Source organism: Oceanimonas baumannii (assembly GCF_002245495.1).
GTDB lineage: Bacteria > Pseudomonadota > Gammaproteobacteria > Enterobacterales > Aeromonadaceae > Oceanimonas > Oceanimonas baumannii.
The window spans coordinates 193051-217283 of the sequence record NZ_NQJF01000008.1 but is presented as its reverse complement, the minus strand read 5'-3'; the positions used below and the strand labels follow the sequence as shown (position 1 = coordinate 217283).

General features: G+C 48.9%; 24 protein-coding genes. 12 read left to right on the top strand and 12 right to left on the bottom strand.

Going from position 1 to position 24233, the window contains the following annotated elements; genetic code table 11:
• The 3 genes from B6S09_RS11265 to B6S09_RS11250 all read left to right on the top strand — a co-directional run.
• The coding region (locus B6S09_RS11265; RefSeq protein ID WP_141201983.1) for an IS3 family transposase at positions 1-170 on the top strand (170 nt) is incomplete at its 5' end.
• 50 nt (positions 171-220) lie between these two features.
• Positions 221-1222 (top strand): helix-turn-helix transcriptional regulator, encoded by a 1002-nt coding sequence (locus tag B6S09_RS18315; RefSeq protein ID WP_134113985.1) that lies wholly within the window; start codon positions 221-223, stop codon positions 1220-1222.
• Positions 1223-2003: 781 nt separating this feature from the next.
• Positions 2004-3842 carry a retron Ec67 family RNA-directed DNA polymerase/endonuclease gene (locus tag B6S09_RS11250; RefSeq protein WP_094278572.1) on the top strand — a complete coding sequence of 613 codons (1839 nt, stop codon included), beginning with the start codon at positions 2004-2006 and terminating at the stop codon, positions 3840-3842.
• A gap of 878 nt (positions 3843-4720) precedes the next feature.
• On the opposite strand, the gene B6S09_RS11240 is transcribed toward B6S09_RS11250, so the two are convergent.
• Positions 4721-4975: an SDR family oxidoreductase gene (locus B6S09_RS11240; protein WP_208321726.1), complete on the bottom strand. Its 255-nt coding sequence runs from the start codon at positions 4973-4975 to the stop codon at positions 4721-4723.
• Between the two features lie 47 nt (positions 4976-5022).
• On the opposite strand from B6S09_RS11240, the gene B6S09_RS18795 reads away from it, so the two are divergent.
• The 4 genes from B6S09_RS18795 (at position 5023) to B6S09_RS18310 (ending at position 6627) form a co-directional block, all read left to right on the top strand.
• A complete protein-coding gene (locus B6S09_RS18795) occupies positions 5023-5220 on the top strand; it encodes a LysR substrate-binding domain-containing protein (RefSeq protein ID WP_208321739.1) in 198 nt (65 codons plus the stop codon).
• Positions 5221-5455: 235 nt separating this feature from the next.
• The gene (locus tag B6S09_RS18790; RefSeq protein ID WP_094278592.1) at positions 5456-5560 is read left to right on the top strand and encodes a DUF4113 domain-containing protein; all 105 of its coding nucleotides are present in this window, start codon (positions 5456-5458) and stop codon (positions 5558-5560) included.
• 112 nt (positions 5561-5672) lie between these two features.
• Entirely contained in the window at positions 5673-5906 is a 234-nt protein-coding gene (locus B6S09_RS11225) for a hypothetical protein (protein ID WP_094278571.1), read from the top strand.
• A 532-nt stretch (positions 5907-6438) separates the two neighbouring features.
• Positions 6439-6627, top strand: coding sequence for a hypothetical protein (locus tag B6S09_RS18310; RefSeq protein ID WP_134113986.1), 189 nt, complete (start codon positions 6439-6441; stop codon positions 6625-6627).
• 51 nt (positions 6628-6678) lie between these two features.
• Here B6S09_RS18310 and B6S09_RS11215 read toward each other — a convergent pair whose 3' ends face one another.
• From B6S09_RS11215 to B6S09_RS11190, 6 genes are all read right to left on the bottom strand, one after another.
• Positions 6679-7290 (bottom strand): hypothetical protein, encoded by a 612-nt coding sequence (locus B6S09_RS11215; protein WP_094278569.1) that lies wholly within the window; start codon positions 7288-7290, stop codon positions 6679-6681.
• A 369-nt stretch (positions 7291-7659) separates the two neighbouring features.
• The gene (locus B6S09_RS11210) at positions 7660-8640 is read right to left on the bottom strand and encodes an extracellular solute-binding protein (RefSeq protein WP_094278568.1); all 981 of its coding nucleotides are present in this window, start codon (positions 8638-8640) and stop codon (positions 7660-7662) included.
• Between the two features lie 11 nt (positions 8641-8651).
• Complete coding sequence (locus tag B6S09_RS11205; RefSeq protein ID WP_208321727.1) at positions 8652-10316, bottom strand: ABC transporter permease; 1665 nt, start codon at positions 10314-10316, stop codon at positions 8652-8654.
• Positions 10309-11325, bottom strand: a complete 1017-nt coding sequence (locus B6S09_RS11200; RefSeq protein ID WP_094278566.1) for an ABC transporter ATP-binding protein — start codon at positions 11323-11325, stop codon at positions 10309-10311. Before B6S09_RS11200 ends, B6S09_RS11205 begins: the two co-directional genes overlap by 8 nt.
• A 16-nt stretch (positions 11326-11341) precedes the next feature.
• On the bottom strand, positions 11342-12214 hold the full coding sequence (locus B6S09_RS11195) for a phosphonopyruvate hydrolase (RefSeq protein ID WP_094278565.1): 873 nt from the start codon (positions 12212-12214) through the stop codon (positions 11342-11344).
• Positions 12211-13437, bottom strand: a complete 1227-nt coding sequence (locus B6S09_RS11190) for a pyridoxal phosphate-dependent aminotransferase (RefSeq protein WP_094278564.1) — start codon at positions 13435-13437, stop codon at positions 12211-12213. The genes B6S09_RS11195 and B6S09_RS11190 overlap by 4 nt, the downstream gene beginning before the upstream one ends.
• Before the next feature lie 122 nt (positions 13438-13559).
• Between B6S09_RS11190 and B6S09_RS11185 the strand changes: the two genes are divergently transcribed.
• Positions 13560-14426: a LysR family transcriptional regulator gene (locus B6S09_RS11185; RefSeq protein ID WP_094278563.1), complete on the top strand. Its 867-nt coding sequence runs from the start codon at positions 13560-13562 to the stop codon at positions 14424-14426.
• Between the two features lie 139 nt (positions 14427-14565).
• Here the strand turns inward: B6S09_RS11185 and B6S09_RS11180 are convergent, their stop codons facing one another.
• The gene (locus tag B6S09_RS11180; protein ID WP_094278562.1) at positions 14566-15465 is read right to left on the bottom strand and encodes a LysR family transcriptional regulator; all 900 of its coding nucleotides are present in this window, start codon (positions 15463-15465) and stop codon (positions 14566-14568) included.
• Between the two features lie 240 nt (positions 15466-15705).
• On the opposite strand from B6S09_RS11180, the gene B6S09_RS11175 reads away from it, so the two are divergent.
• Positions 15706-16797 (top strand): alkene reductase, encoded by a 1092-nt coding sequence (locus B6S09_RS11175; protein ID WP_094278561.1) that lies wholly within the window; start codon positions 15706-15708, stop codon positions 16795-16797.
• Between the two features lie 15 nt (positions 16798-16812).
• Positions 16813-17841, top strand: a complete 1029-nt coding sequence (locus B6S09_RS11170; protein ID WP_243832830.1) for a zinc-binding alcohol dehydrogenase family protein — start codon at positions 16813-16815, stop codon at positions 17839-17841.
• A gap of 197 nt (positions 17842-18038) precedes the next feature.
• On the opposite strand, the gene B6S09_RS11165 is transcribed toward B6S09_RS11170, so the two are convergent.
• Positions 18039-18917: a dihydrodipicolinate synthase family protein gene (locus B6S09_RS11165; RefSeq protein ID WP_094278560.1), complete on the bottom strand. Its 879-nt coding sequence runs from the start codon at positions 18915-18917 to the stop codon at positions 18039-18041.
• A 10-nt stretch (positions 18918-18927) separates the two neighbouring features.
• Positions 18928-19704, bottom strand: coding sequence for an aldolase (locus B6S09_RS11160; protein WP_094278559.1), 777 nt, complete (start codon positions 19702-19704; stop codon positions 18928-18930).
• A 105-nt stretch (positions 19705-19809) separates the two neighbouring features.
• On the opposite strand from B6S09_RS11160, the gene pdxR reads away from it, so the two are divergent.
• Positions 19810-21276 carry a MocR-like pyridoxine biosynthesis transcription factor PdxR gene (gene pdxR / locus B6S09_RS11155; protein WP_166670312.1) on the top strand — a complete coding sequence of 489 codons (1467 nt, stop codon included), beginning with the start codon at positions 19810-19812 and terminating at the stop codon, positions 21274-21276.
• Here the strand turns inward: pdxR and B6S09_RS11150 are convergent.
• Positions 21263-22381, bottom strand: coding sequence for a multidrug effflux MFS transporter (locus tag B6S09_RS11150; protein ID WP_094278558.1), 1119 nt, complete (start codon positions 22379-22381; stop codon positions 21263-21265). The two genes, pdxR and B6S09_RS11150, sit on opposite strands and share 14 nt — an antisense overlap.
• 101 nt (positions 22382-22482) lie before the next feature.
• Here B6S09_RS11150 and B6S09_RS11145 point away from each other — a divergent pair, with 101 nt between their 5' ends.
• A complete protein-coding gene (locus B6S09_RS11145; RefSeq protein ID WP_094278557.1) occupies positions 22483-23259 on the top strand; it encodes an AraC family transcriptional regulator in 777 nt (258 codons plus the stop codon).
• A 105-nt stretch (positions 23260-23364) separates the two neighbouring features.
• Here B6S09_RS11145 and B6S09_RS11140 read toward each other — a convergent pair whose 3' ends face one another.
• The gene (locus tag B6S09_RS11140; protein WP_094278556.1) at positions 23365-24213 is read right to left on the bottom strand and encodes a hypothetical protein; all 849 of its coding nucleotides are present in this window, start codon (positions 24211-24213) and stop codon (positions 23365-23367) included.
• Between the last annotated feature and the right edge of the window lie 20 nt (positions 24214-24233).

Sequence of the window (24233 nt, the reverse complement as noted above, 5' to 3'; positions counted from 1 at the left end):
CATTCTTCCATACCCTGAAGGGTGAATTAATTAAAGAAAACCGCTTTTATGGTGAGATGCATCTGCGGGATAAACTGGCCGGATACATCCAGCATTTTTATAATCGATTTCGACTGCACTCAAGTCTGAATTATATGAGCCCAGTTGAATATGAAGCCCTGGTGGCGTAGTTGAAGAGTGTGTCCGATTTATCGGGGGAAGATCAGAGCTTGAGAGATAAGTGGTTGTTGAATACTCTGTTAATCTATTAGGGGTTGTTGTGGTTGGCGGCATGCTGAGAAAGGTTTTGATATGGCAAAACTGTGCTCCTGAGGTTCGTGCTGCGATGGAGCGATTCAATGAACGCTCAGGGCCGTTTTCGCTGGCATCAAAGCGTTACTCATTCTTACGCCTTATTCGTGAAGAGTTGGACGATGCATTAGGCAGCTACCGAAACCAACTTGAGCTGAAGCATACTCTGTTTGATGTTCCCGGGCTTTCTGGAAAGCAACCTTTTAGTTGTGTTGTTCGCGATTTGGGTGCTCGTGGCACTGAAGATAAGATCAGGCGGACACTACGACGTTTTTCAGAGTCCATGCTGTTTACTCAAGATAATGAGGATAGCCGTTTTTATGATACTGCTGAAACTCTGTTAGAGTTGTTAATTCACTGTCGTAGTAAACAGCCGGCAAAAAGAAAAAGTGTGAGTTCACAGTTCAATTTGCAAAGGCCAAAAGAGTTATGTTTTTTGTGTGGCGCGCCTAGTGAGTTTCTGGAGTATTTCAGCAACCATGAATCATGGGCTTTGATCGATGATGATGAAAAATTAAAGCTTAGCCATAAGTATTGTTATAAGCACAGACCAAAACGTCGTGATGGTACCTGGAACCCTGAATACCGCAGAGCAAGACGTAACCGAGAAAATTTTGAGCTTGAAGCCGAACGTCTGCTTAACCAGTCAGCACAACCTGCATTGCTAAAGCCCCATACCGGAACACTTGATATTGATCGTTACATCATGACGCTTATCGCACAGACAACACTGCAGCCAGCAGATGAAGACAAGATCCGAAACCTGGCTCGCAAAATCGTCAATTACCGCATATCAGACCGTAAGAAGCAGATCCTGATGCTGGTTGCCACAGGACACAAACAAGCAGATATTGCCAGGCGTTTAAAAATAAGCCGGCAGGCGGTTTCAAAAGCACTTGCTTCCATCCCGAATGAGTTCCGCTTGGTGTAGTTCACAGTGATAGGGAAAGGCGTACACTTTTTAAGGTTTTTGTATCCGTCCCCAAGGCAGTATCCACAAAGATGAAGTCATAAGGCTAACAACCCTCCTACAGCTCTTAGTGTTCACGCTTATGCTTTGTTCATGATTCATGAACAGGGTGTCTATGTGAACGCTGAGGCTATATTGATGCCTTCTATTTTTGTGCAGTGGCTACACAACACCGGACACGGCCCGAAGATGAAAGCCATTGCCGTCAAAATAGAGGTATTTCAAAACAGGTTGGCCGGGCGCGCTTACAAGGACATGACGAGATCGGTCGATAAAATCGACACAGGCCGCTTGGACGACGCAGTAGCTATAAAGCACACGGACCGGTGATGGTGCACCGGCCCGCATTTCCATATACATCTGACCGATTATGGTGAAGCGGTAACTCGTTTCTAGACAGAACTGAGTCAGTTACATTAATAAATTAGAATATTGTGGATTGGCTCAAGTGCGAGAAATCTTGACAGGTAAAAAGTAGACTTGAACCTGTCACTTTTGCGATTTGAGCCTCACTTAAATATTTAAGGTGCCAGGCATAAAAACAAATAAGGTGTTGATTTAATTTTGTTTTTTTGGTAACCTTTGCGCGGTTTATGGGCAGATTTTGGATCGCGCTTCGCGATCAGTGAAAAAAATGTCCGATAGGATTGCCTTTAAGGTTTCATATTTTCTGATGCCTTTTTAACGTAATGTCAAGTTTGCGTAGGAGTGCCCATAAACCACTTTTTAGAGGCACTCATATATGACCCAACTACAAGCTTTAAAAGATGCTAAAACCAAGCCAGATCTCGCCAGGTTATTAAATATTAAACCCTCTATATTTACACACTGCATATATATTGTGGATACTAAAAATCAATATACGCAGTTTACAATACCAAAAAAGAATGGTGGTGAAAGAACCATTAATTCACCTAGCGATAAGCTGAAAAAAATCCAAAAGTCACTCTCCAACTTATTATTAGATTGCTTAGACGAAATTAATAAACTACAGTTTCCTGACTCGGAAATCTCTCGCCCTAGAGCTAGCAATTCAAAATACCTTAAAGTAAAGTGCTCGAATTCAAAAATAAAACAACCTTCTCTCTCTCATGGATTTGAAAGAAAGCGTTCTATTATAACTAATTCAATGATGCACGTGGGCAAAAAACATGTATTCAATATTGACCTTGAAGATTTTTTTGGTAGTTTTAACTTTGGTCGAGTAAGAGGTTTTTTCATCAAGAATAAAAACTTTCTCCTTGAGCCTGAAATAGCAACAGCAATTGCAAAAATAGCATGCTATAACAATGAGCTACCTCAAGGTAGCCCTTGCTCTCCAGTAATTACCAATCTAATAACTCATTCACTTGATATAAAGCTATCAAAACTAGCATTTTATAATTCATGTATATATTCGAGATATGCTGATGATATTACATTCTCTACGAATGAATCTAAGATGCCAAGGCATATAGCCAGAAGTGTTGATGGTGAGCTAATTGTTGGTAAGAAACTTTACTCTGAAATAAGAAGGTCAGGTTTTAGTATAAATAAAAATAAAACCAGAGATCAATATAAAGACTCTAGACAAGACGTAACAGGCTTAGTAGTAAATAAGAAACCGAATACAAAAAAAGAATATTGGCGAACCGTTAGAGCCCAATGTAACATGCTATTTAAAACAGGATCATTTAATGAGGTTTTAAATGGTGAAATAATCAAGGGGAATATAAATAGATTAGAGGGTCGCTTAAATTTTATAGACCAAGTTGATCACTACAATAGATTAAGACAGCATCCCGCGCTTGAAGCTAAATACCAATCAAAGAAAGAAGCTTTACACCTTCGCAACATGGCGAAATTGAGACGTCACTTACACAATGGCAGAGAGAATACGTTCAGTAAGTTCATTTTTTATCGTTTATTTTATGCTAACGAAACACCTACAGTGCTAACTGAGGGGAAAACAGATAATGTCTATATGAAAGCTGCCATTCACATGCTTGCAAGCTCTTATCCACAATTAGCTCAAGAAAATAATGGTAGCACTCCATATAAACTATTGATGAAGTTTGTAGAATATAGTGAACGGACTAGGTATTTATTAGAGTTATTTGGTGGGGCGGATTACCTTAAAACCTTTGTAATGCATTATAGACAGCACTATAAATACTATAAAGCACCTAAGGCTGATAACCCAGTAATTATTCTTGTTGACAATGATGAAGGCCCTAAAGACCTAATTAATTATGTCAATGGGATTAAAAGTAAGCATGTATACCCCACATCTTCAAAAGATATAAGAAGTGCTGATTTTGTACATATTTTTCATAACTTATATTTAGTTATGACGCCAAGAGGAAATAACAATCAACATACAGATATAGAGTATTTCTTTAAAGACTTCGATCGACTAAGGAAATATCAAGGAAAATGTTTTAACACCATAAGTAAGCGCAACCCTAATACTGACTTAAGTAAAGACTCATTTGCAAATCATATAATCCACGCACATAAAAAGAGTATTGACTTCTCTGGATTTGATGCAATTTTAAATAGAATCTTGCTGGCAATCGATCACTATAAATCAAGAAAATAGTCATTAGAAAAAGTCATTTATTTTACTTTTATGATTTGAATAACTTTACTCAATATGTAATTTATTTCTATCAGACTTCATATTGCAATGTACAGCGACAAGCTGGAGATACAAAGTGGATAGGGCTAAATCTGGCCCGCGATTGCTTATTGCGGAAGAGAAACAAGAGCTTCGACAAGAGATGAAAGAATCCTCATCCTAGGCTAAAACTGAACTAAAACGTCGACAAGCAGCAAAAAATCGAAAAAATTCTGCGCATGGTATAGTTGATGGTATTGAGAAAGATAGCTCTTCTAACTAGTTGATATATCTATATATTTTATTCTAGTTGATATTAGAGTGGGAATAACACCTCTTATTCGTGAATAAATGAAGAAGCCCCTGCAATGCAGGGGCTTTTTGTTATGAGATACATATAACCCGTGATGTGGGTGCACCCGCCATTATTCATACGTGAGACACAGGCGTTTATTTTTGAACAGGGATATATCAAAATTCGCTCAGACAGTTTCAGCCAGGATGAAGCCAGAGGGAGCAACTAGTTTCTTGCAGCCCTTGGTGTTCACGATTACTGGGTGTTCATGATTCATGAACGATGGTGGTTTGTGAACACTAACGCGACTCTGCTGCTCAGGTTACTCTGACGGTACAAGGCGAACGCTACCCATTTAGTGCTGGCGTAAAGCATATCCACCGTAAAGAAAGCCTCACAACACTGCCGGGGCTACACGCCCAGGCTCCCTGTTGGTGTGTAACGGCTGAGCGATCATCTCGCCGGCTTTTCGGACGCAACCGGTAAACCAGTCTGCCGGTCCTTCTGCAGAAGGGCGTGAACCGTTCTTGCGGTGAATCACCATGAATCTCCTTTTATGTGTTATTTACCAAGGTTGGTTGGCCGGGCCGACGGTGAATTCATTGACAGTGGTATCGTCGAGCAGATCCATGGCGAAGGCCACCACATCGGCAATCCGTTCTGGGGCAATGCCATAGGTCTCGTACAGGCCTTCCATCTGTTCCCGGGATGACGGGTCGGTGATCGTCGTCAACAGCTCAGTGTTGATCGCCGCCGGATACAAGGTAGCTGTGCTAATGTTGGTGCCTTCAAGGGCTGACTCCATACGCAGCACTTCCATGAAGTCACGCACAAACCACTTGGTACCGCCGTACACCGCACACCGGGATAGGCTTTCAAGCCGGCCACGGCATTGCCTTTGTCACTGAACCGGAAGTAATCGACAGCATTGAAAATGGCTCACTGCGACGGGTGTTATCTGATTGGTGTCCCTCCTTTGATGGTTACTACCTCTGCTATTCGGGTCGACGGAATCTAAGCTCTGCCTTTCGATTAGTGATTGATCGACTTCGATACGAAGGTTGATGCTCAGCGAGTTATCAAAAGAGCGCACACTTGGGAGACCCTACGTATACTGCTGTTCAATATGGCGGTAGCTGGATTCCAGAAAATTTTAATTATGGTATTAACGGCTGGCGCGAAATGTTGGCCGTTGGCCAGTATGGACGGAATGGTAACGGTATCTCCTGGCTGAAGCGAAGGACGAACTTAATACTGCCAAAAAGCAGCTAAACGCAGGCGTGTATTCGGCCGTGGTCGCCTGTTCTTTGCAGGGGAGGGGATAAGCAAAGCGTGGAAAATAAAGAAGCCGAGGTTGTCCCCGGCGTACACCACCAGAGTGGATGATATCCCTGTAGTCTCATAGATATTTTGCCAAATATTGGTTCGTCACCATCAGTGAAAACAAGTAGTTAACCCCCACAGCCGTGAGCACTGCTAATCTTATAGATAATGCCAACTTTCCCTTGGAGTAACTTATGACTGATTTGGTGATGCGAGTTCAGGTGCTGAGTGAACCGGACGATTGGATGTGGCAGAAGCTCCGAGAATGTGCAGATGAAAGGCAAGCTGTCAGTCTGGGCGAGCGAGAGTATGAGTTTTATACCTACAGTGACGGTTGTGCTTTCCAGTCCATGTGTGAACAGTTTGGTGTTGACTATAGCACTGTTATTGAAAGGGAAGACGGGTTACATACATGCGATAAAAAATAGGAATAAACCTTCTCTTCAAAGCAGCCTCAATGGGTGAGCTTGCTGATGAGGGCATAACGACAATGTGCAGTGTGTATGAACGGTATGCTGGAGCGGTCGTGATAGATACGATCACACTACTTGGCCTCCATAAGCAGCATAACCGGTGTCTACGGGTAAATAAATCAATGGCTTACAAGGGATTCATGATAACATTCATGATGGGTGCCCGGGGTTATTGAGGGTTCTCAGTGTCACACAGCTGAGAAGCAAACGTTAGCTCACTTTGTGCTCATGAATGATAGAGTTAATATATAAATTTTATGTAATCGAAAGAGCCAAGGAACGATGAATAAATTCAAGTTTAAAATGTTGGTTTTATGGGGGGAGTCGTAACTGCGTACTATATTTTCGCCAGGACTACAGAATATGATTTTAAGTTTTTAGAGCTTGGTGTTATTGCTAATTTGTTCTTTTTGATTTTCCTGTTAAAAGACAGGGGCCACAGAAGGTAGAGGATCCGATTTCTTTCGTAAGATTCTCAGGTGGTAAGTTGAAGTTTTCTGAGGTGTCTGTTTCAATTGATAAAGTTCAAAAAATAGCTTTGGAAGTTGTTGGAGAAGATTGCTACTTTACTCTTCCTTATAATCAGGCCGAGCCAGGTAAATCTCCTAGCTTCGTATTTCCGGTTGGAAAATTAGAAGAGTTTAAAAATACCTTTTGGCTGGCCTTGGTCCAGTAGAAATAATCACATAATAATGCACATAAAGTAAGCCGTCCATATGCAAGACGTTTATGGGGTAATCTGCATGACGACAGGATAACTGAAGAAAATGGCGAGATAGAGCAAGCTTCTTAGGGGGTAGGCCATGCCGGATAAGCTGTATTCCTGGCCCTGCTTTAGCTTGATGAGGAGTCTGTGGGCTCGCTTACACTCTCTTTGATTGCTGTTATGGTAGCCATGCCAGTCGAACTGAAGATGGGCTACCTCTTCTCGGTTTATCTTTTGCGAGGAAGTCGTCGATTTGCCAGTCAGGAAGGGCGGCAAGGTGAGGCCCGAGTGGCTAATGATGATGTGGTTATTGGCTTCGTCATCGACCCTCATCCCCAGGTGCGATTTAACCCGCTTCTTACGGATAATGGCGTAAACCAGCAGGCCGATGACGGTCAATATCGGAAAGCGTAAAAAGTCGAACCTGGCGTCGATAGACGGGATAATGAGCATCAGGAGGATGAAGGGAATGAGGCTTGTCGTTAACACGAGTTCTTGATTAAGCGGCAAGGCAAAGAAGTTAAACGAGATGGGGAGTTTTTTCTCGCTTTTACCATCCAAGCCGTAATATTGGCTCAAGAATGTAACGTCGAACCATTTCAGGTTTTCCAGCAGGTGTTTGAGTGAACCCATCTCGGTTTCATGTTCCTTTTTAGCTATTCTACACCGAACATCAATACTCAGACCATCATGTAAGATGACAGAAAAGCAATGAATTTACCCGCCTGTTCTGCCGAGAAATGTTGCCTAACCTTCTTATATACAGCACTTCTGCTTCTATCTGTCGGTATCCATGAACTGAAACTGGTAATAGGTGACGGTATGCAGATGCGCATGTTTTAAACAAGCAGCATAAAATGACCTCTATGTGGCTGTTACTACTACGCCATTCCGAACATTTCAATCTGGATGCGGTGAAGGCTCTGGGGGAGGGCGGGAATGAAGGGAAATGGCTGGAAGGATAAAGAGAGCGCTCTCAGGGAGCGCTCTGGGTATCTCAGGTTACTGCGCGGAGGACAGTGCGTTTTTCCACATTTTAATCAGTTGTTCGCGCTGTTCACCCGCTTCTTTTTGATCCAGTTCGAATACCTCAATCTGATCCAGATTGGGCAATGAGGAGACCGATTTCAGGTCAATATCAGAACGGACAGGACGACGGTAACTGCTTTCCAGTATGGCTTGCTGAAATTCAGCAGATGTCAGCACAGCATATAGCTTGTCAGCCGCTTCCGGGTGTGGCGCGCCTTTCACCATGAACAGACCCTCAGGCGACAGGAAAGTACCTTCCTGAGGATAGATTAATGCGATGTCTTGCTGGCCACCTGCTACATAGCGATAGGCCGCATACTCAATGGTGATCCCCAGAGGGTATTCTGCGTTGGCCACGCCACGGTAAACGCTGCTGGAACCGCCTGTAACCACCACATTCTCGGCCAGTTTGCGCACGCCTTCTTCGCCATACTTCTTGTAGATGCCAAATAGCTGCAAGTATGCAGAACTGGATGCCGTCGGGTCACCAAACGCAATGCGTCCACGATAACGACCGGACAGAAGATCCTCCCAGCCTTTTGGGGCATCTCCATCCAGTTGGCTGGCGTTCGTCATCAGTACCACAACATGCACATTGGAGCCGGCCCAAAGATGGTCTGGTCCATTCAGAGCTGTTGGAACCGGTAGCTCGGCGCTGGCTTGAACCGGCTGCATCAATTCTGTGTAATCCGCCAGAGTACCAAACCCGCTGCTCCAGAATACATCGGCCTGAGGTGCTTGGCTTTCGGCGCGAATTCGTTGCAACAAGGTTCCTGTACTGGCTGTGACAACATTGACTTTAAGTTCGGGTTCCAGCTTACGCGCAACATCCAGCACTGTCTGTATCGCATCTTCACTATTAGCGGCATAGAAGGTCACTTCTTCGTCCGCTTGGGCCGCTGAGCCAAACGCCATCGTCATTCCCAGTAAAACACCTGCATATACCTTTTTCATAACGCCTCCTGTCAGGCAAAAAGTTTTAGATTAAACACGCGGGTTGCAACGATGACCGGCAGTAAAATAAGGCTGATCATGATCACACCATAGGCGGAGGCCATGGCCATCATGTCACTGTCGATCAAACGGAAAATCTGAATAGGAAGGGTTTCCTGTCCGGCGGAATACACCACGATGCTGGAGTTCAGCTCAGCCACAGTGGTTGCCCACATCAATACACCGGCTGCAGCGATGCCCGCAGACATCAATGGCAGGGAAACCTTGAAGAAAGTCTTGCACGGTGAAACACCCAGGCTGACCGAGGCAGCTTCAAGACTGTCATCAACGTTGTGCAGATTGTTGGCGGCATTGCGCACGGAGAAGGGCAGACGGCGAACGGAGTAAGCCAATACCATCAGCATGGAGCTGCCAGCCAGCCCCACCGCGAAGCTGCTGACTCCTTGCGCCAGAGCGATACCCAATACCGTACCGGAGACGGCCAATGGCAGCATGGCAATGAACTCCAGTACTGGAGACAGGCCACCACGTTTTTTCACGGTGGCATAGGCCACCAGGGTTCCCAGAATAACCCCGATCAGTGTTGCCAAAGCCGCAAAGCCAAGCGAATTCAGAATCGTCCCCATGCCATAGGCCCAGACACGCTCAAAATTGTCCAGCGTCCACTCGCCCCATTGCATTACCGGGCCCCGGGCACGAGTAAAGGCACCTACCAGCAGCAATGCCAGCGGCAGCAGTGAACCAGCCACGACCAGCAAAACCGGCAGGGTATGCAGCCAGGCTGAAAGCCCTGTGAGCCGTTTGGCCAGCAAGGGGCGGCCCTGGGCCATTTCATAACGCCCCCGTCCCAGGATCCAGCGCTGGACCAGCATGACCGAGACCAACAGCAGCGTAGAAACGGTTGCCAGTGTGCTTTGCATGGCGGGGTTAAGGCCAATCTCGCTGAGGAAGGTTTTGTAGGTCAGGATCGACAGCAGTGGAATCCCGTGTCCCAGTGTCATGGCGATGGCAAAGTTACCCAGCACCAGTGTGAATACCACCAGGGCTCCGGAAATGATCGCCGGGGACAAGAGTGGCACCAGCACTTTCAGGCGTGCCTGAAATTCTGACAGACCGAGGTTGGTGGCGGCTTCCAGCAACTGACGGTCAAAGCCTTTCAGCGCCGACAGTGTCGCCATGTAGACGTAGGCGTAGTAAGTGAATGTCATTACATACACCATGCCAAACCAGCCATAAAAGCTGGGTAGCTCCAGTCCGAGATCCGATAAGGCCCGCGTCAGGACTCCGTTATTGCCAAACACAAGCAACCAGGACTGTACACTGATGATTTCAGGTATCACGATGATGCTGATCGGCAGCAAGCTCAGCAGTCGTTTGCACGGAAACTCGTAGACCTGAGTGATATAGGCCAGGGAGACGCCGAGTATGGATGCCGTCAATGTCACCAGTGCTCCTAAAAGCACTGAATTAAACAGCCCTTCAAGGTACTCGGATTCGCTGAAAAACGTGCGAAAGCCTTGCAGAGAAAATCCTCCATCCACTCCCTGAATACTCATCAGCAAGAGGTTGACCAGTGGCAGGGCAATCAGGAGCGCCAGCAGGATCAGCAGAACAATACTCAGGCTGCGCCATGAAAACAGACGAACCAGCCAGGGTGAACAGCTCGAACTAGACACGGTGCATCCTCTTTGGAAACGCCAGATAAGCCCGGTCTCCTTCATTGAGCTCAATCTGATGATGAGGATAAGGACTATCTACCTGCAGCTGATGGACTTCGCCTTCGTGTGCCCACTCGACCTGGTAGCTGGTTTTATGGCCCAGATATTGCGCAGAGCGTACCAGTACTTGCTGGCAATCCGGGTGTGCCGAACGGCGCAGTATCAGCTGTTCCGGACGCACCACCCACTGCTTCTGAGATGCTTCATTATTACCGCTATGGGCATCTGTTTTTTGCACATGGGAAGGCAACAGGTTGGCTGAGCCGATAAAGTCCGCAACGTAGGCATTGGCAGGGGTGGCGTATACCTCTTTGGGTGTGCCGATTTGCTCGATCTTGCCAGACTGCATAATGGCGATCTGGTCTGACATGGCCAATGCTTCTTCCTGATCGTGGGTCACAAATACCGTGGTAATACCACTCTCACGCTGCAGGCGGCAGATCAGCTCTCGCATCTGTAAACGCAAGCGGGCATCCAGATTGGAGAGAGGTTCATCCATTAGCAGCAAACGAGGCTTGATGACCAGAGCGCGCGCCAAGGCGACACGCTGCTTCTGACCACCGCTCAACTGGGCAGGAAAACGGTCGCGATAGTCGCTTAGGGCAACCTGCTCAAGTGCCTCATCCACACGAACCTGCAGTTCGTCTCTGGCAATTCCCCGGGCCTTGAGGCCATAGCCGACATTGTCAGCAACGTGATGGTGTGGAAACAGCGCATAGTCCTGAAACACCAGACCAATATCGCGTTTGTGTGCCGGCAGCCGGGTAACGTCCTGCTGTCCGAAGCGGATCTCTCCGCTTGCCGGGGCGATGAATCCCGCCAAGGTACGCAGCAGCGTTGTTTTGCCGCAACCACTGGGTCCCAGGAGGGTAAAGAAACAGCCCTGCTCGATGTGCAGACTGAGCTGTTTGATGACAGTGTTCTGTTCATACTGAATTTCGAGGTTGTTGATACTGATATCAGACATGATCACCACCGGGTATTTAACGCAGATATAACCGTTCCAGGTCACGCATCTTGGCGTCCCCCTGAAGTTCAATGATTTCGTTGACGCTGGTGAAGCCATCCGGTAGGCAATGGATGCCACCCTGCTCCCTGATTTGGCGGAATATTGCACGCATGGCCCAGGTTGCACTGCGAATGGCATGGTTGCCATAGATCACGATGCCGACCTTGTTAAGGGCCCGGATATCAGCTTCGTTCAACTGGGGATATGCAGTTGGCACCAGAACCAATGGGGTATTCAGATCCCAGCGTTCTACAAAGGCGAGTATTTCGTCTGGCGTTTTCTGTTTGGAGTGCACTAACACTGCATCAGCGCCGGCGTTGGCATAGGCTTGTGCCCGCTCCAGTGCCGTATCAATCGGCAGCCCGGCAATCAACGCTTCAGTTCGAGCAATCACAACAAAATCCGGGTTTTTCTGCGCGGCTTTACAGGCTCGAATTTTTCCTTCAAACGTGTCCACATCCACCAGTACCTGACGTGCGTTTTCACGCAAGCTGGTATCTTTGGGAAAGGTTTTATCCTCCACAACCACTGCTGCCACCCCTGCAGCTTCATACTGAGGCAGTATGTATCCCAGGGTCACCGCATTGCCAAAACCGGTGTCCAGATCAGCGATGAGGGGAGTGGTTGTTACACTGGCAATGGCCCGCATCATGTCCAGATGTGTCCCAAAGGGCAAAATATTGGCATCCGGTACTGCATAGCTGGCTGAGAGCTCAAATCCACTACCCCAGAGGCAGTCAAACCCCGCTTCTTCAACCAGTCTGGCCGAGAGTGGATTGTGTACAGCCATGGCTGTTTGCATGTGCCCGGCCTTCAGGGCTTCACGCAATTGACGGCTTCTGTTCATACATTGTCCCCCGCCACCAGGTTGTTGCAGGCAACCGAAATACGACGCATCGCTTCTTCAAGCTGCGGTAGCGCATTGCCGTAGGACAACCGGAAGTATCCTGGCAAATCAAAGGCACTGCCGGGTACCACCGCTACGTCAGCTTCTTCCAGCAGATAAAGCGCTACATCCTGATCTGTATCCAGTGTCTGGCCCGCAGCAGTCACTTGCCCCAGCAGGGACTGGCAGTTCACGAATACGTAGAAAGCCCCTTGGGGCACACGACAGCTGAGCCCGGGTATCTGCTGTATTGATGCCACGACCAGATCCCGACGTCGTGTCAGTTCAGTCACACATTCGGTAATAAATGTATGCGGTTGTTTTAAGGCACTGAGAGCGGCCGCCTGACTGATGGAGCTGGCATGGGATGTAGACTGGGACTGCAGCAGGTTCAGCGCCTTGATCAAAGGCTCCGGCCCGGCACAATAGCCTACGCGCCATCCAGTCATCGCCCAGGCTTTGGACAGACCATTGATCGTCAGAGTGCGCTCCGACAGTTCCGGTACGGCGGCAGCAAAACTGGTGAAAGGCTGATCGTCATAGCGCAGATGCTCATAGATTTCGTCTGCAATCACCCATACCTGCGGGTAGTCCTGCAATACTTCACCCAGGGCCCTGAGTTCCGACTGGGTATAGAGTGCTCCTGATGGATTGGCAGGGTTATTCAGTAACAGCCATTTGGTGTTGTCATTGATAGCTGCACGCAGTTGCTCAGGTGTCAGTTTGAATCCGGCATTTTCTCCACAACGCAACAGGCGAGGTTCACCGGATGCCAGCCGCACCATTTCCGGGTAGGACGGCCAGGAGGGGGTGGGAATGAGGACTTCATCTCCTTCATTCAGCGTTGCCTGAAAGGCATTGAACAGAATTTGTTTGGCTCCGCTGGCAACCTGGATCTGATCAAGTGAGTAGTTCAGGCCGTTCTCAGACTGGAACTTGTGCTGCACTGCCTGTCGCAGTTCGGCGCTGCCCGCGACCTCTGTATAACGGGTTTGCCCCTGATCCATCGCGGTACGGGCTGCCTCACGGATAGGCTGAGGTGTATCGAAGTCCAGCTCACCCTGGCTCAGGGTAATAATGTCACGTCCCTGATCTCGCAGTTGCTTTGCTTTCAGTGTTACCGCTTTGGTTGCGGAAGGGTTGGCCGTCAAAACGCGCCGGGCCAGGAAGGAGTTTATGGTCATAGAGGTACCTTTTCCAAACTGCTGAATCGTGAAAGAGGGCGCAGTATGGTGTGAGGCCCTTGCATTTTAATGACAAAAAACGCTCTAATTAACTATAAATCATGACCAGATAACTTTTTGTTATGTCAAAGTCCGAGTTACCACTAAATGCTATCCGCGTCTTCGTAACCATTGTCCAGAATCGCAGCCTGACACTGGCTGCACGTGCACTTGGTATTTCACAAAGTGCCGTCAGCCGCCACCTTTCAACTCTGGAACACTATGCTGGTCAGAAGCTCATTGAGCGTTCTCCGTTTAAGCTCACGCCTGGCGGATTACAATTTTTCGAACTGGTAGAAGAGCCTGTCGGAACGATCGAGATGGCTGCACGCCAGTTGCCGCAGGATCATAGCGCCCCTTCCAGCCTGCTGTTACGCACCTCCATGGCCAGTTTCTCTATGGCAGTATTGGTGCCGTTGCTTGCTGAATACACGCGGCAAACACGCGTAGAGGTAAGCCTGCTGACCTCTATGTCGCAGCCGGAACCTGATGATGAGTTTGATATTCTGATTTCCCGGGATCTGCAGCTGAACAGTACAGATCATTGGCAATTGTGCGGGGAGGAGCTGGTTTGTGTCGGTGCCCCTGAGTTGGTGAACGCCTATGCCATGCAAACGCAGGTACATAGCTGGCCCATGATCAAAACGCGCTCACGACCGGATGTCATCCCTTTCTGGAGTCAGGCCCGGGAAGTAGCTGCTGCGGCAATCCAGACCAAAGCTACTTATGACCATCTCTATCTTTCGGTTGCGGCGGCTGTTGCGGGTATTGGTTTCCTGATTACTCCCGAAATCCTGGTACGTGAACAAATCAGGCTTGGCTCTTTGGTGGCTGTTCATACTCCTCTCAGATATACCGCTCAGTACTCGGCTTTCATTAACCGATCCAGTCAGAAGGTGCAGTTGGCTGTCGATTTTTGCCGTTGGCTTAAACTGCAACTACACACTTAACCAGGATAAGGAACAGGCAAACAAGCCTCGCTGTATTAGAGATGATCAATGCGTAATACTGCGCAGGTGATTTAGGGCCCCCGGCATATGAAAGGACAAACGATCTCATGGCGGGAGACTTGTGCGCAGGCTCTTTAAATCAGGCCGAAAGCTTGGCGAACTGTGACGCAAGAAATTCCCTCAGTGCCTGAACCGCCGGACTGAACTGGCGCCGGTCGGCACAGATCAGATTGAACGGGGTAGGTTCCGTCTCCCAGCCTTCGCACAGAGGGAGCAGGCGTCCATTGCTCAAATCCTCAATAACATCCAGACGAGACTTGTAGGCAATTCCTTTTCCGGAGAGGGCCCAGAGCCGCACCGCTTCGCCGTCATCGGCAACACGGCTTCCTCTCACTTTCACTGACATTTCCTGACCATTTTTCCAGAAATGCCAGCGGCCATGTACTTCTTCACCCAGCATGAAACAGAGGCAGTTGTGTTTCTCCAAATCCTCAGGACTTAGGGGCATTCCGAATTGCTGCACATATTCAGGAGAGGCACAGAGTATGCGTCTGTTGTCAGGCACAAGCGGGACAGCAATAAGGCTGGAGTCCGGTGGTTCACCGTAACGCAAAGCGATATCAACCGGCTGGCGGTACACATTGGCTAACCGGTCAGATAATTGAATGCGCAGGTCGATGCGCGGGTGGGTGTCGAGAAACTGATCCAGCCAGCCGAGCAGCAGGTTTCGGCCTATATCGGATGGCATGGATAGCTGGAGCACATCCTGGATGTTGGTCTGACCTTCCTGTACCGCCTGGCAGCCATCATTCAGCAGCTGCAGCGCCTGCTGACAATGGCCAAGAAAGGTTTCACCCTGGTGGGTCAGGCGCAGGTGACGGGTTGAGCGGACAAACAGCATTGCGCCTAGTTCGGCTTCCAGTCTTTTTACCGCAGCACTGGTAGCCGCTGGTGACAGATCCAGCTGCCTGGCTGCACCTGAAAGGCTTCCCTGGCGGGCAGTTTCGATAAAAATTTTAAGATCCTGAAGAGAACGCATATTCAAATTTTTTTTGAAAGAGTTTGCCTGGAAGGCTAGTTTTTCAATTTATACCAGTCAAGTAAGCTGCATCTGTCTTCAACACATCTACTTGGAGCAGTCATGTCTGTCGCTATCTTGAAATGGCCATTCGATTATCGGCCGCTGGCCAGACCATTGGGTCTGACTGATCGCTGGCGCATGTGCAGGGGACGGAAACGGCACGCCATCGACACCATTAAGTTAATCCAGGAGTAACCCATGAATCTGTTCAGTCCATATTCGTTGTCGGGTAATTCCCTGAGCAACCGTATTGTCATGGCCCCGATGACGCGGGCCCGCAGTTCTCAACCGGGTAACATCCCCAATTCACTGATGGCCCGGTATTACGCTCAGCGTGCCAGTGCGGGGTTGATCATTGCGGAAGCAACGCAGATTTCGCCGCAAGGACAGGGATACAGCTTTACGCCCGGTATCCATAGTGCAGAGCAGGTGAATGGCTGGCGTAAGGTAACTGATGCGGTTCATGCCGAAGCCGGGGTGATATACCTCCAGCTTTGGCATGTGGGACGCATGTCGCATCCTGATTTTCATCAAGGAGCCTTACCCGTTGCACCTTCTGCCATCAACCCCGACGCCAGCATCTGGATGGCAGATGAAAACGGTGTTGGTCGCATGGTGCCCTGTCCAACTCCGCGCGCACTGGAAACCGAAGAAATTCAAGGGGTGGTGGAGGATTATCGGCAGGCAGCCCGTAACGCCATGGAGGCCGGTTTTGATGGCGTTGAGATCCATGCTGCCAATGGCTACCTGATTGATGAATTTCTGCGTACTACCTCGAATACGCGCTCGGACGCTTATGGTGGCAGTCGTGACAACCGGAGCCGTTTTCTGGTTGAGGTCGCAGAAGCAGTGGCAAGCGAAGTGGGAGCAGAAAGAACGGGTGTGCGTCTGGCTCCTTTCATTACGGCCCGTGGCATGAACTGCCCTGATATCATTCCCACGATTCTGCATGCAGCAACTCAGCTACAGAGGCTGGGCATCGGATATATCCATCTGGCTGAAGCCGACTGGGATGATGCCCCCGAGATACCGAGCGATTTCCGCCTGGCTTTACGCCAGGTGTATCAGGGCACCTTGATTGTGGCTGGACGGTATGACAAGGAGCGGGCCTGCCAAATGCTCGATGCCGGCTTGTCCGATCTGGTGGCATTTGGCCGTCCTTTTATCGCGAACCCCGACCTGCCTATGCGCCTGAATCATTCTTTGCCTCTGGCCAGTTTTCAGGGAGACAGTCTGTTCGGCGGTAATGCTGAAGGCTACACAACCTACCCAGTCTATTCGGCGATTTAAATTTAGGAGTACAGCATGACACAGATGATGAAAGCGATCGGGTATCAAAAGGCTCTCCCGCTGCTGGAAGAGGAGTCACTCACTGATATCGAGCTGCCGATACCTGAACCCAGAGGACACGATGTGCTGGTTGAAGTTAAAGCTGTGGCAGTTAACCCGGTGGATACCAAAATCCGTGCCAATGTCGAGCCAGGTGAGGACAGTTGGAAGGTTCTGGGCTGGGATGCAGCGGGTATTGTAAAGGCCGTGGGGGAGAGCGTCAGTGCTTTCAAACCGGGGGACTCTGTTTGGTATGCCGGGGATCTCACCCGTCAGGGCAGTAATGCAGAATATCAGTTGGTGGACGAGCGCATTGCAGGGTGCAAGCCGGACTCTCTTGATTTTGCCAGTGCAGCTGCGATGCCTTTGACGGCCATTACTGCCTGGGAAATGCTGTTTGACCGGCTGAATATAAGATCCGGGCAGGAGCATAAAGGCGAAACATTACTGATTATCGGTGCTGCAGGCGGTGTTGGCTCTGTTCTGGTTCAGCTGGCAAGAAAATTGACCAGCCTGACCGTTATAGCAACCGCATCCCGGCTGGAAAGTCAGGCCTGGCTGGAACAGCTGGGCGCACATTATGTAATCGATCATAAAGTATCATTGAGTGAGCAACTGCGGGCGTTGGGGATTGGTGAGGTAGACCATGTCGTTAGCCTGAATCACACTGAAGAGCACCTTGACGAGATTATTGCTTCCCTCAAACCTCAGGGACAATTCGGTCTGATTGACGATCCCGAAACGCTGAATGTTCGGTCTCTGAAGAGTAAAAGTCTGTCTTTGCACTGGGAGTTCATGTTTACCCGTTCCATGTATGAGACGGAAGACATGGCTGATCAGCAAAAACTGTTGAACGAGGTTGCAGCGCTGATAGATCAGGGGGTGCTCAAGAGCACGTTGGGGGCGCATATGGGCAGCATCAGTGCGGCTAACCTGCGTCTGGCTCATGAAAAACTGGAGACCGGCAGTACGATCGGCAAGATTGTGCTTGAGGGCTTTGAGTAAAAGCGTCAGGCCTTATGCCATTCCGGTTCTAAAGCAAGAGGAAGACTGCTTTCAACAAGGCTTCCTCTTGTTCGACTCACGAGAAATACTTAAAACCGTGACTGCTCTGCAACGATGGACTGGGCGGTACCAGCGACGTGAGTTGCTGTCACTGTTTCCCTGAAGAGTGGAGTTATACCACTTCTCTCCGTCTTTTATTAACCAAGGTTGTCCAGCATACTTTTTAGTCGCTGCTGTGCCGGTTTATTGAGGGGAAGAAGGGGTTTCCTCGGATTACCGGCTTCTTTTCCCTGAAGTGAAAGCCCCGATTTTACTGCTGCAGCCAGACCGGATGAGACGATAAATTCAAGAAACTCATATTGCTGATAAAACAGCGCTTTAGCTTTCTTGTTGTCACCGCTCTTGACCGCATCGAACAATTGTTTCGGTTTATCTCCTATCAGACAAGGAGCCGCTGTACACCAGCCGCTGGCACCGGCGTGGAGAGCCTCCAGCGCCATGTGGTTACAGCCATTAAAGAAAGGTACTTTGCCATCCGACAATGTATAGATCTTGTGCATGCGTTGGATGTCGCCAGTGCTTTCCTTGATCATGCTGGCGTTCTTTATATTGTTGACCATTTTAAGCATGAATTCTGGAGTCATATCCACGCCGCAGGTAGCGGGATTGTTATATACCATAATGGGCAGAGGGCTGGCCTCAGAAACGGTTTCATAGTGCTGGAAAATTTCAGTCTCGCTTAATTTGTAATACGAGAATGGTGAGAGCATGATCGCATTGGCCCCGATGTGATGGGCGTGCTGCGCGTATTTGACGGCCTGCTCGGTGGTAAGCTCAGCAATACCAATAATCACAGGAACTCTGCCTGCAACATGCTTAACAGTGTATTCAGCGACCTGTTTCCATTCTTCTTCACTCAGGTAGGCAGCCTCGCCGGCACTGCCCAGCGCAGCAATAGCATCTACTTCGGCTTCAAGCAGCACATCTATTACGCTACCGAGTTTATTGAGATCCAGCTGTTTATTATCCGGGCTAAATGGAGTTACCGGGTAGCCAATAATGCCTGATAAATTCATGTTTTACTCCTTAAATACAGTCTTGGTGGTTTTTAAGTGCCTGTCTGGCGTAGTAAGCAAAATTCACTTTGTTTCGCTTGTCGGACGATACCCAGTCGTGTGCTTCCTGGGCCAGATCATGAGGCAGGGGTTTAATTTGACCAGCAGACATTGCCAGGAGCTGCAGCTTTGCCGCTCGCTCGATCAAAATTGCCAGATTACAGGCCTCTTCAATTGTTTTACCGGTAACAAGTTGGCCATGGTGGGCAAGGAATACGGCTCGGTTGTTACCCAGCGCTTTTGAAATCAATATACCTTCTTCATTTCCAACAGGGACGCCCGGCCATTCCGCAACGAACGAGCAATCGTTGTATAAAGCGGCCGTGTCCATTTGGGAAATTATTAGTGGCACTTCCAGCATTGACAGTGCGGCCACGTGGGTCGGGTGGGTATGAATGATGCAGTTCACTTCTGGATGCTCTTTATAGATCCAGGTGTGGAAACGGTTAGCAGGATTGGGCATGCCTTGGCCAGCCAATAGTTCCAAGTCATGGTCTACTTCCACCAGGTTGTCAGCCGTGATTTCATCAAACCCCAGACCGAGTCGTTGGGTCAGAAAAGTATTGGGCTGGTCACTACGGCAGGTAATCTGGCCTGCCAGTCCTGAATCGTGGCCTTTATCGAACAGGATCCGGCATGTTAACGCGAGCTTTTCACGAACAGTCAGCTCTATGTCTTGAATACGCGCCTGCATATTGCTTTCCGCGATCTGCATTAGTTCCTGTTTTGTTTTGTCTGCAGTTTTCATGCGTTTTCTCCTCGGGGTTTTGACAGTGGCTGTACGATATGGTTAATCTGGACCATAAATAAGGCCCAGTTTTTTAAATTTATCTGGCCCAGAAGGATTGGTAGCATGTTAAGACCGTGGGAGACCCAGCTGTGGCTGGAAGACAGCTCAGGCAAAACTCTGCATTTGAAACTGTTGAACACGCTAACTGCGGATATCAAGGAAGGCCGGCTAGCGCCGGGCTGTATGTTGCCGGGATCCCGCTCTTTAGCTGAGCAACTGGGTGTTAACCGGAAAACAGTACAGCAGGTGTATGAAGAGCTGGAAGCTCAGGGATGGCTGGTGACACGGCCCAGGTCGGGTACATTTGTTTCTGAAACCCTTCCCGAACAAGGACTATCAGCGGCAGAGCAGTCTTTGGTCAACAGCACCGACAGAACCAAATCGGCCTCAGAGCTGGTTGAAATTCTCTATCAAGACGCGCTCGGTTCTTATAACGACATACCGGTGATAAACGATGGTATCCCAGACTCTCGTCTTATTCCTTATGAGCTGCTTGCGCGAACCTACCGACGGGTGTGTATCGATCTGAGCCGTCAGTCAAAACTGGGATATGGTGATCCTAAAGGGAGTATTGAATTACGGAAATCGATCGCGAAGATGTTATCCGGTGACCGTTTTATGAACTGTGCGGTAGAGCAGGTTTGTGTTGTAAGAGGGAGCCAGATGGCTATTTATCTTGCCTCTCGAGTTCTGGACTCTGGTAAGGGAGCCATCGTGATGGAGGACCTTTGCTATTTGCCTGCCAGAGCAGCATTTGAGTCAAATGGTTTTAAAATATTAAAATGCAGAATTGATGATAAAGGGCTGGATATAAGTCATTTGAAAGAGATATTGAATGAGCATGCGGTTGCAGCCATTTATGTTACTCCCCACCATCAGTATCCAACAACTGTCTGTCTGCCGATGGACAGAAGATTGATATTGTTGGAACTTTCCAAAGCATACAAATTCGCGATTTTGGAAGATGATTATGATCATGAGTTTCACTATGAAACGAACCCGATTCCTCCGTTAGCAAGTCTGCCAAACTCTGAGAATGTCGTGCATATAGGTTCGATGTCAAAGGTCTTTGCGCCTGGTTTAAGGCTTGGATATATGGCGGCTGATGCCCAGTTTATTGAGCGAGCCGCACAGGAAATTGTGCTTATCGACCGGCAGGGTAATCCAGTATCTGAGCTTGTTCTTTCAAACTTGATGGAGTCGGGGGAAGTCAAACGTCATATTAGAAAAACGCGAAAGGAATATGAAGAAAGACGTAACTTCGCTGCGGAAGAATTTTTCCGTTTTTTTGGAGACAAGGTTTCTTTTAAGCTTCCTACAGGCGGAATGGCTATGTGGATAGATATTTCTAAGCTTGTTGATGGGAGGGTGTTGGAGCGCCTGCCAGGTAAAGACTCAACACTGAGCACCGTTTACAACGATGCTCAGGTTGCCCCAACTCATTTAAGGTTCGGGTTCGGAGCCTTGAGTAAACCCGAGATTACACAGTCAGTAGAACAACTTTCAAGGGTATTACTTATTTCTGAATGAAGGTCACCAGAAAGACGACACTGGCGCAGGTAATCAGCACCAAGCCGAGGTTCTGTGCAACGCCAGCCAATGCCAGACCGCCGCCAATGAACAGATAATATATCAACCCGAACAGGGCACCGGCACTGCCTGCCTGCGATCGGTATTGGCTCAAGGCCATACTCAATACATTGGGTATCGCGATCCCGAATGCCATAACAATCAGGATCATGGGTGCGAGAAACCAGATCGTGTCCAATATGAGGAAAACAGTGACCGCTCCCAGCATCAGTAACACTGCGGCTCCTTGTAATAGCTTGTCTTGTGTGGTTTTCCTGGAAAGCAGGATTTTATTGATGTAGCTGCCTATCAATGAACCCAGGCCAAGTACAAGACCGCTATAGCCAAACTGATCGGGTGTAAGCCCCAAACCGGCGAAATGAAACCCGCCCAGCTGGTAGTAGGAAAACAGGACGATGTTATACAAACAGACCAACATCGCCGAACGCCATATTTGCAGATCCCGGAGCATACGCTGACTGAGGGTTGCCAGTTGCAAGACTTGCCTGTTTGTTTGGGTTTCCGGGAGCCCGGCAAGACTGCAGACGAATAGCCCCAGCGCCATGATAAACAGCGCTAAAAATACCATCTCGTGGCCTCCTGTCTGCACCAGTTGTCCGCCAGAGAACATGCCTATAACCGGGCTGATAGCCATTCCGACTCCCATCACACTGAACACTTTTCCCAGCTCTTCACCAGTGAAGGAATCACGCAGCATAGTCTGGGTCACAATGGAGCCGACCGCGATTCCAAATGCACTGCAGGCCCTGGCTGCCATCAGTATTGCGAAGTTTGCTGTCTGCATGGCAACCATGGCTGAAACACCGTAGATAAACAAACCTGTCAGCATGGCGGGGCGACGTCCCCACTTATCTGCCAATATGCCCCACACCGCCACCCCCATGGCGAAAGCTACAAAGTAAACCGATAACGTTTGTGATGCTGCCGGGTAAGACACTGAAAACGCCTGTGAGATCGAGCCTAAGGCCGGGCTGTAAATGGTTTCTACTATTTGCGGGAACATTAATAGAGCCAGCATCAGCCATAAGGGAGGCTTGGCTTGCATCTTTTATCCTTAATCATGAATTGACGTGGCCCACAGTGTAAACTCGTGACTCAAAGGTAAGTTAACGACATAAAGACAATAAACATCAAGATCAGGACACCATGGCGATTATTGAGCAGGATACAGAGTTTGATGCGGATGTATTTTCAGCGAGCGTCATTGGCATAGCAGCTGATGTCGGCCAACATGATTCAGGGGTCCACCGTCACAACAAGGGGCAATTGCTTTATGCGCCTCAGGGCTGCATGAATTTTGCACTGGACAACGCCCTCTGTATTTTACCGCCGACGAAAGCTGTGTGGATCCCGCCTCAAACCCGGCATCGTGCAATAATGACCAATGTCGTTGCCTATCGTTCTTTGTATTTCGATTGTGCGCAGTTCAGCACTCCTGCAGAGATCCGAATAATTGAGGTTAATGCTCTGTTAAAAGCGCTGATCGACAAAATGGCGCTATGGCCATGGGACAAGCCAGAAGAGGAAATGGCCAATAGCTGTGCGCTGTTTTGGGAAGAATTTTATACCGCCAGGTGCTATTCATTTCAGTTGCCGTTACCGTTGGATCTCAGGTTGAGAAGATTCCGCCAGCAACTTCTAAGTGAGAGGTTTCTCGCTCCGGATATAGGTACGGTAGCAAGTACTATCGGCGTCAGCCCTAAAACCGTGACCAGGCTGTTCAAGGCTGAAACGGGCATGTCTTACCAGGACTGGCGCCAGCAATGGCGCCTGCTGAAAGCCATTGAGCTTTTGTCGAGCGCCATGCAGGTCAGCGCAGTGGCCTACAGCTTGGGGTTTTCTTCAGACAGTGCTTTCATTGCGTTTTTTAAAAAGCAGACAGGGAAAACACCAACGAATTTTGTGAACTCAGCGGTAAAATGAACCTCCGAGGTTTTATTCATTCCGAACTGCTATGGTATTTGCAGCCCGGACATCCCACGCTGGCCTATTTTTACCAGCGCAGAACCGTTTAGAGCTCAGGCCGGATTAAGGCTGCAGAGGATGTTTATCCAGAATGGAGCGGAACCAGCTATACATGGGAGTCGCCGCCGCATTGTCCTGATTCGGTGCCTCCCGGCCCAGGCGCAGATCCTGACGATTGATAGTGCGCATTTCGACGCTGAAGCGAGTGGCGTTTGTAACGTTAGTCACACTGGCGTGAAGGTGGGCGCTGGAAAAATTCAGGATATCACCGGGCTGCAATACCACTTTAACCACGTCGGATTCATCAACGGCTTCGGTCGGGTGAGGAGCGGAAGGGTAGTCGACCTGCCGCTCTGTCGGTGTCCGGTTGCGGGTTGCCAGATACTCTGCAAAACTCCAAGTCGCTGTATTATTGGCCAGTGCATGATTCCAGTAATGTGGATAAAAGGCGATGGTGCGTTGTTCTTCCAGCGGGTAGAGCGGTGCCCACCAGTTTATCTGACTTTGAATATTACTGCCCCAGGTATCCCGGTGATGACCGATGGCGGCCCGCAGCGCTCCTTGATGCTGAGCGGAGTAGGGCACTACCCGCATTGGAAAATGATCGTAGTAGGTTTGCTTCAGGTCGACGCCACATTCCTTCAGGGCGCGAAAGAACATCGTTTTGGGAACGTCGCTGGTACGAAACGCTGTCTGCACTGTTCCTGTTCGTTCAATAAACGCCTCTCCGGATAAATATTGCTGCGCCGTTGTCGGATCTCGTCCATCCAGAGCCGCTCGCAGACGCTGATCACTGTAGGTGACTAATTCGGTCATGGCGGAAATATTCCGGTAGATCAGCAAATCGCCACAGAATAGCCGTTCGGCACGCTCCTTATCCGAAATGGGTTGATCTAGATGATAAATATTCATAGGGGTGCTTCCTGCATATT

Coding starts and splice junctions, on each gene's coding strand:
- B6S09_RS11250 (WP_094278572.1), top strand. CDS start 2,004: ATGACCCAACTACAAGCTTTAAAAGATGCTAAAACCAAGCCAGATCTC.
- B6S09_RS11240 (WP_208321726.1), bottom strand. CDS start 4,975: ATGGAAGTGCTGCGTATGGAGTCAGCCCTTGAAGGCACCAACATTAGC.
- B6S09_RS11225 (WP_094278571.1), top strand. CDS start 5,673: ATGACTGATTTGGTGATGCGAGTTCAGGTGCTGAGTGAACCGGACGAT.
- B6S09_RS11215 (WP_094278569.1), bottom strand. CDS start 7,290: ATGGGTTCACTCAAACACCTGCTGGAAAACCTGAAATGGTTCGACGTT.
- B6S09_RS11210 (WP_094278568.1), bottom strand. CDS start 8,640: ATGAAAAAGGTATATGCAGGTGTTTTACTGGGAATGACGATGGCGTTT.
- B6S09_RS11200 (WP_094278566.1), bottom strand. CDS start 11,325: ATGTCTGATATCAGTATCAACAACCTCGAAATTCAGTATGAACAGAAC.
- B6S09_RS11195 (WP_094278565.1), bottom strand. CDS start 12,214: ATGAACAGAAGCCGTCAATTGCGTGAAGCCCTGAAGGCCGGGCACATG.
- B6S09_RS11190 (WP_094278564.1), bottom strand. CDS start 13,437: ATGACCATAAACTCCTTCCTGGCCCGGCGCGTTTTGACGGCCAACCCT.
- B6S09_RS11185 (WP_094278563.1), top strand. CDS start 13,560: ATGTCAAAGTCCGAGTTACCACTAAATGCTATCCGCGTCTTCGTAACC.
- B6S09_RS11180 (WP_094278562.1), bottom strand. CDS start 15,465: ATGCGTTCTCTTCAGGATCTTAAAATTTTTATCGAAACTGCCCGCCAG.
- B6S09_RS11175 (WP_094278561.1), top strand. CDS start 15,706: ATGAATCTGTTCAGTCCATATTCGTTGTCGGGTAATTCCCTGAGCAAC.
- B6S09_RS11170 (WP_243832830.1), top strand. CDS start 16,813: ATGACACAGATGATGAAAGCGATCGGGTATCAAAAGGCTCTCCCGCTG.
- B6S09_RS11165 (WP_094278560.1), bottom strand. CDS start 18,917: ATGAATTTATCAGGCATTATTGGCTACCCGGTAACTCCATTTAGCCCG.
- B6S09_RS11160 (WP_094278559.1), bottom strand. CDS start 19,704: ATGAAAACTGCAGACAAAACAAAACAGGAACTAATGCAGATCGCGGAA.
- pdxR (WP_166670312.1), top strand. CDS start 19,810: ATGTTAAGACCGTGGGAGACCCAGCTGTGGCTGGAAGACAGCTCAGGC.
- B6S09_RS11150 (WP_094278558.1), bottom strand. CDS start 22,381: ATGCAAGCCAAGCCTCCCTTATGGCTGATGCTGGCTCTATTAATGTTC.
- B6S09_RS11145 (WP_094278557.1), top strand. CDS start 22,483: ATGGCGATTATTGAGCAGGATACAGAGTTTGATGCGGATGTATTTTCA.
- B6S09_RS11140 (WP_094278556.1), bottom strand. CDS start 24,213: ATGAATATTTATCATCTAGATCAACCCATTTCGGATAAGGAGCGTGCC.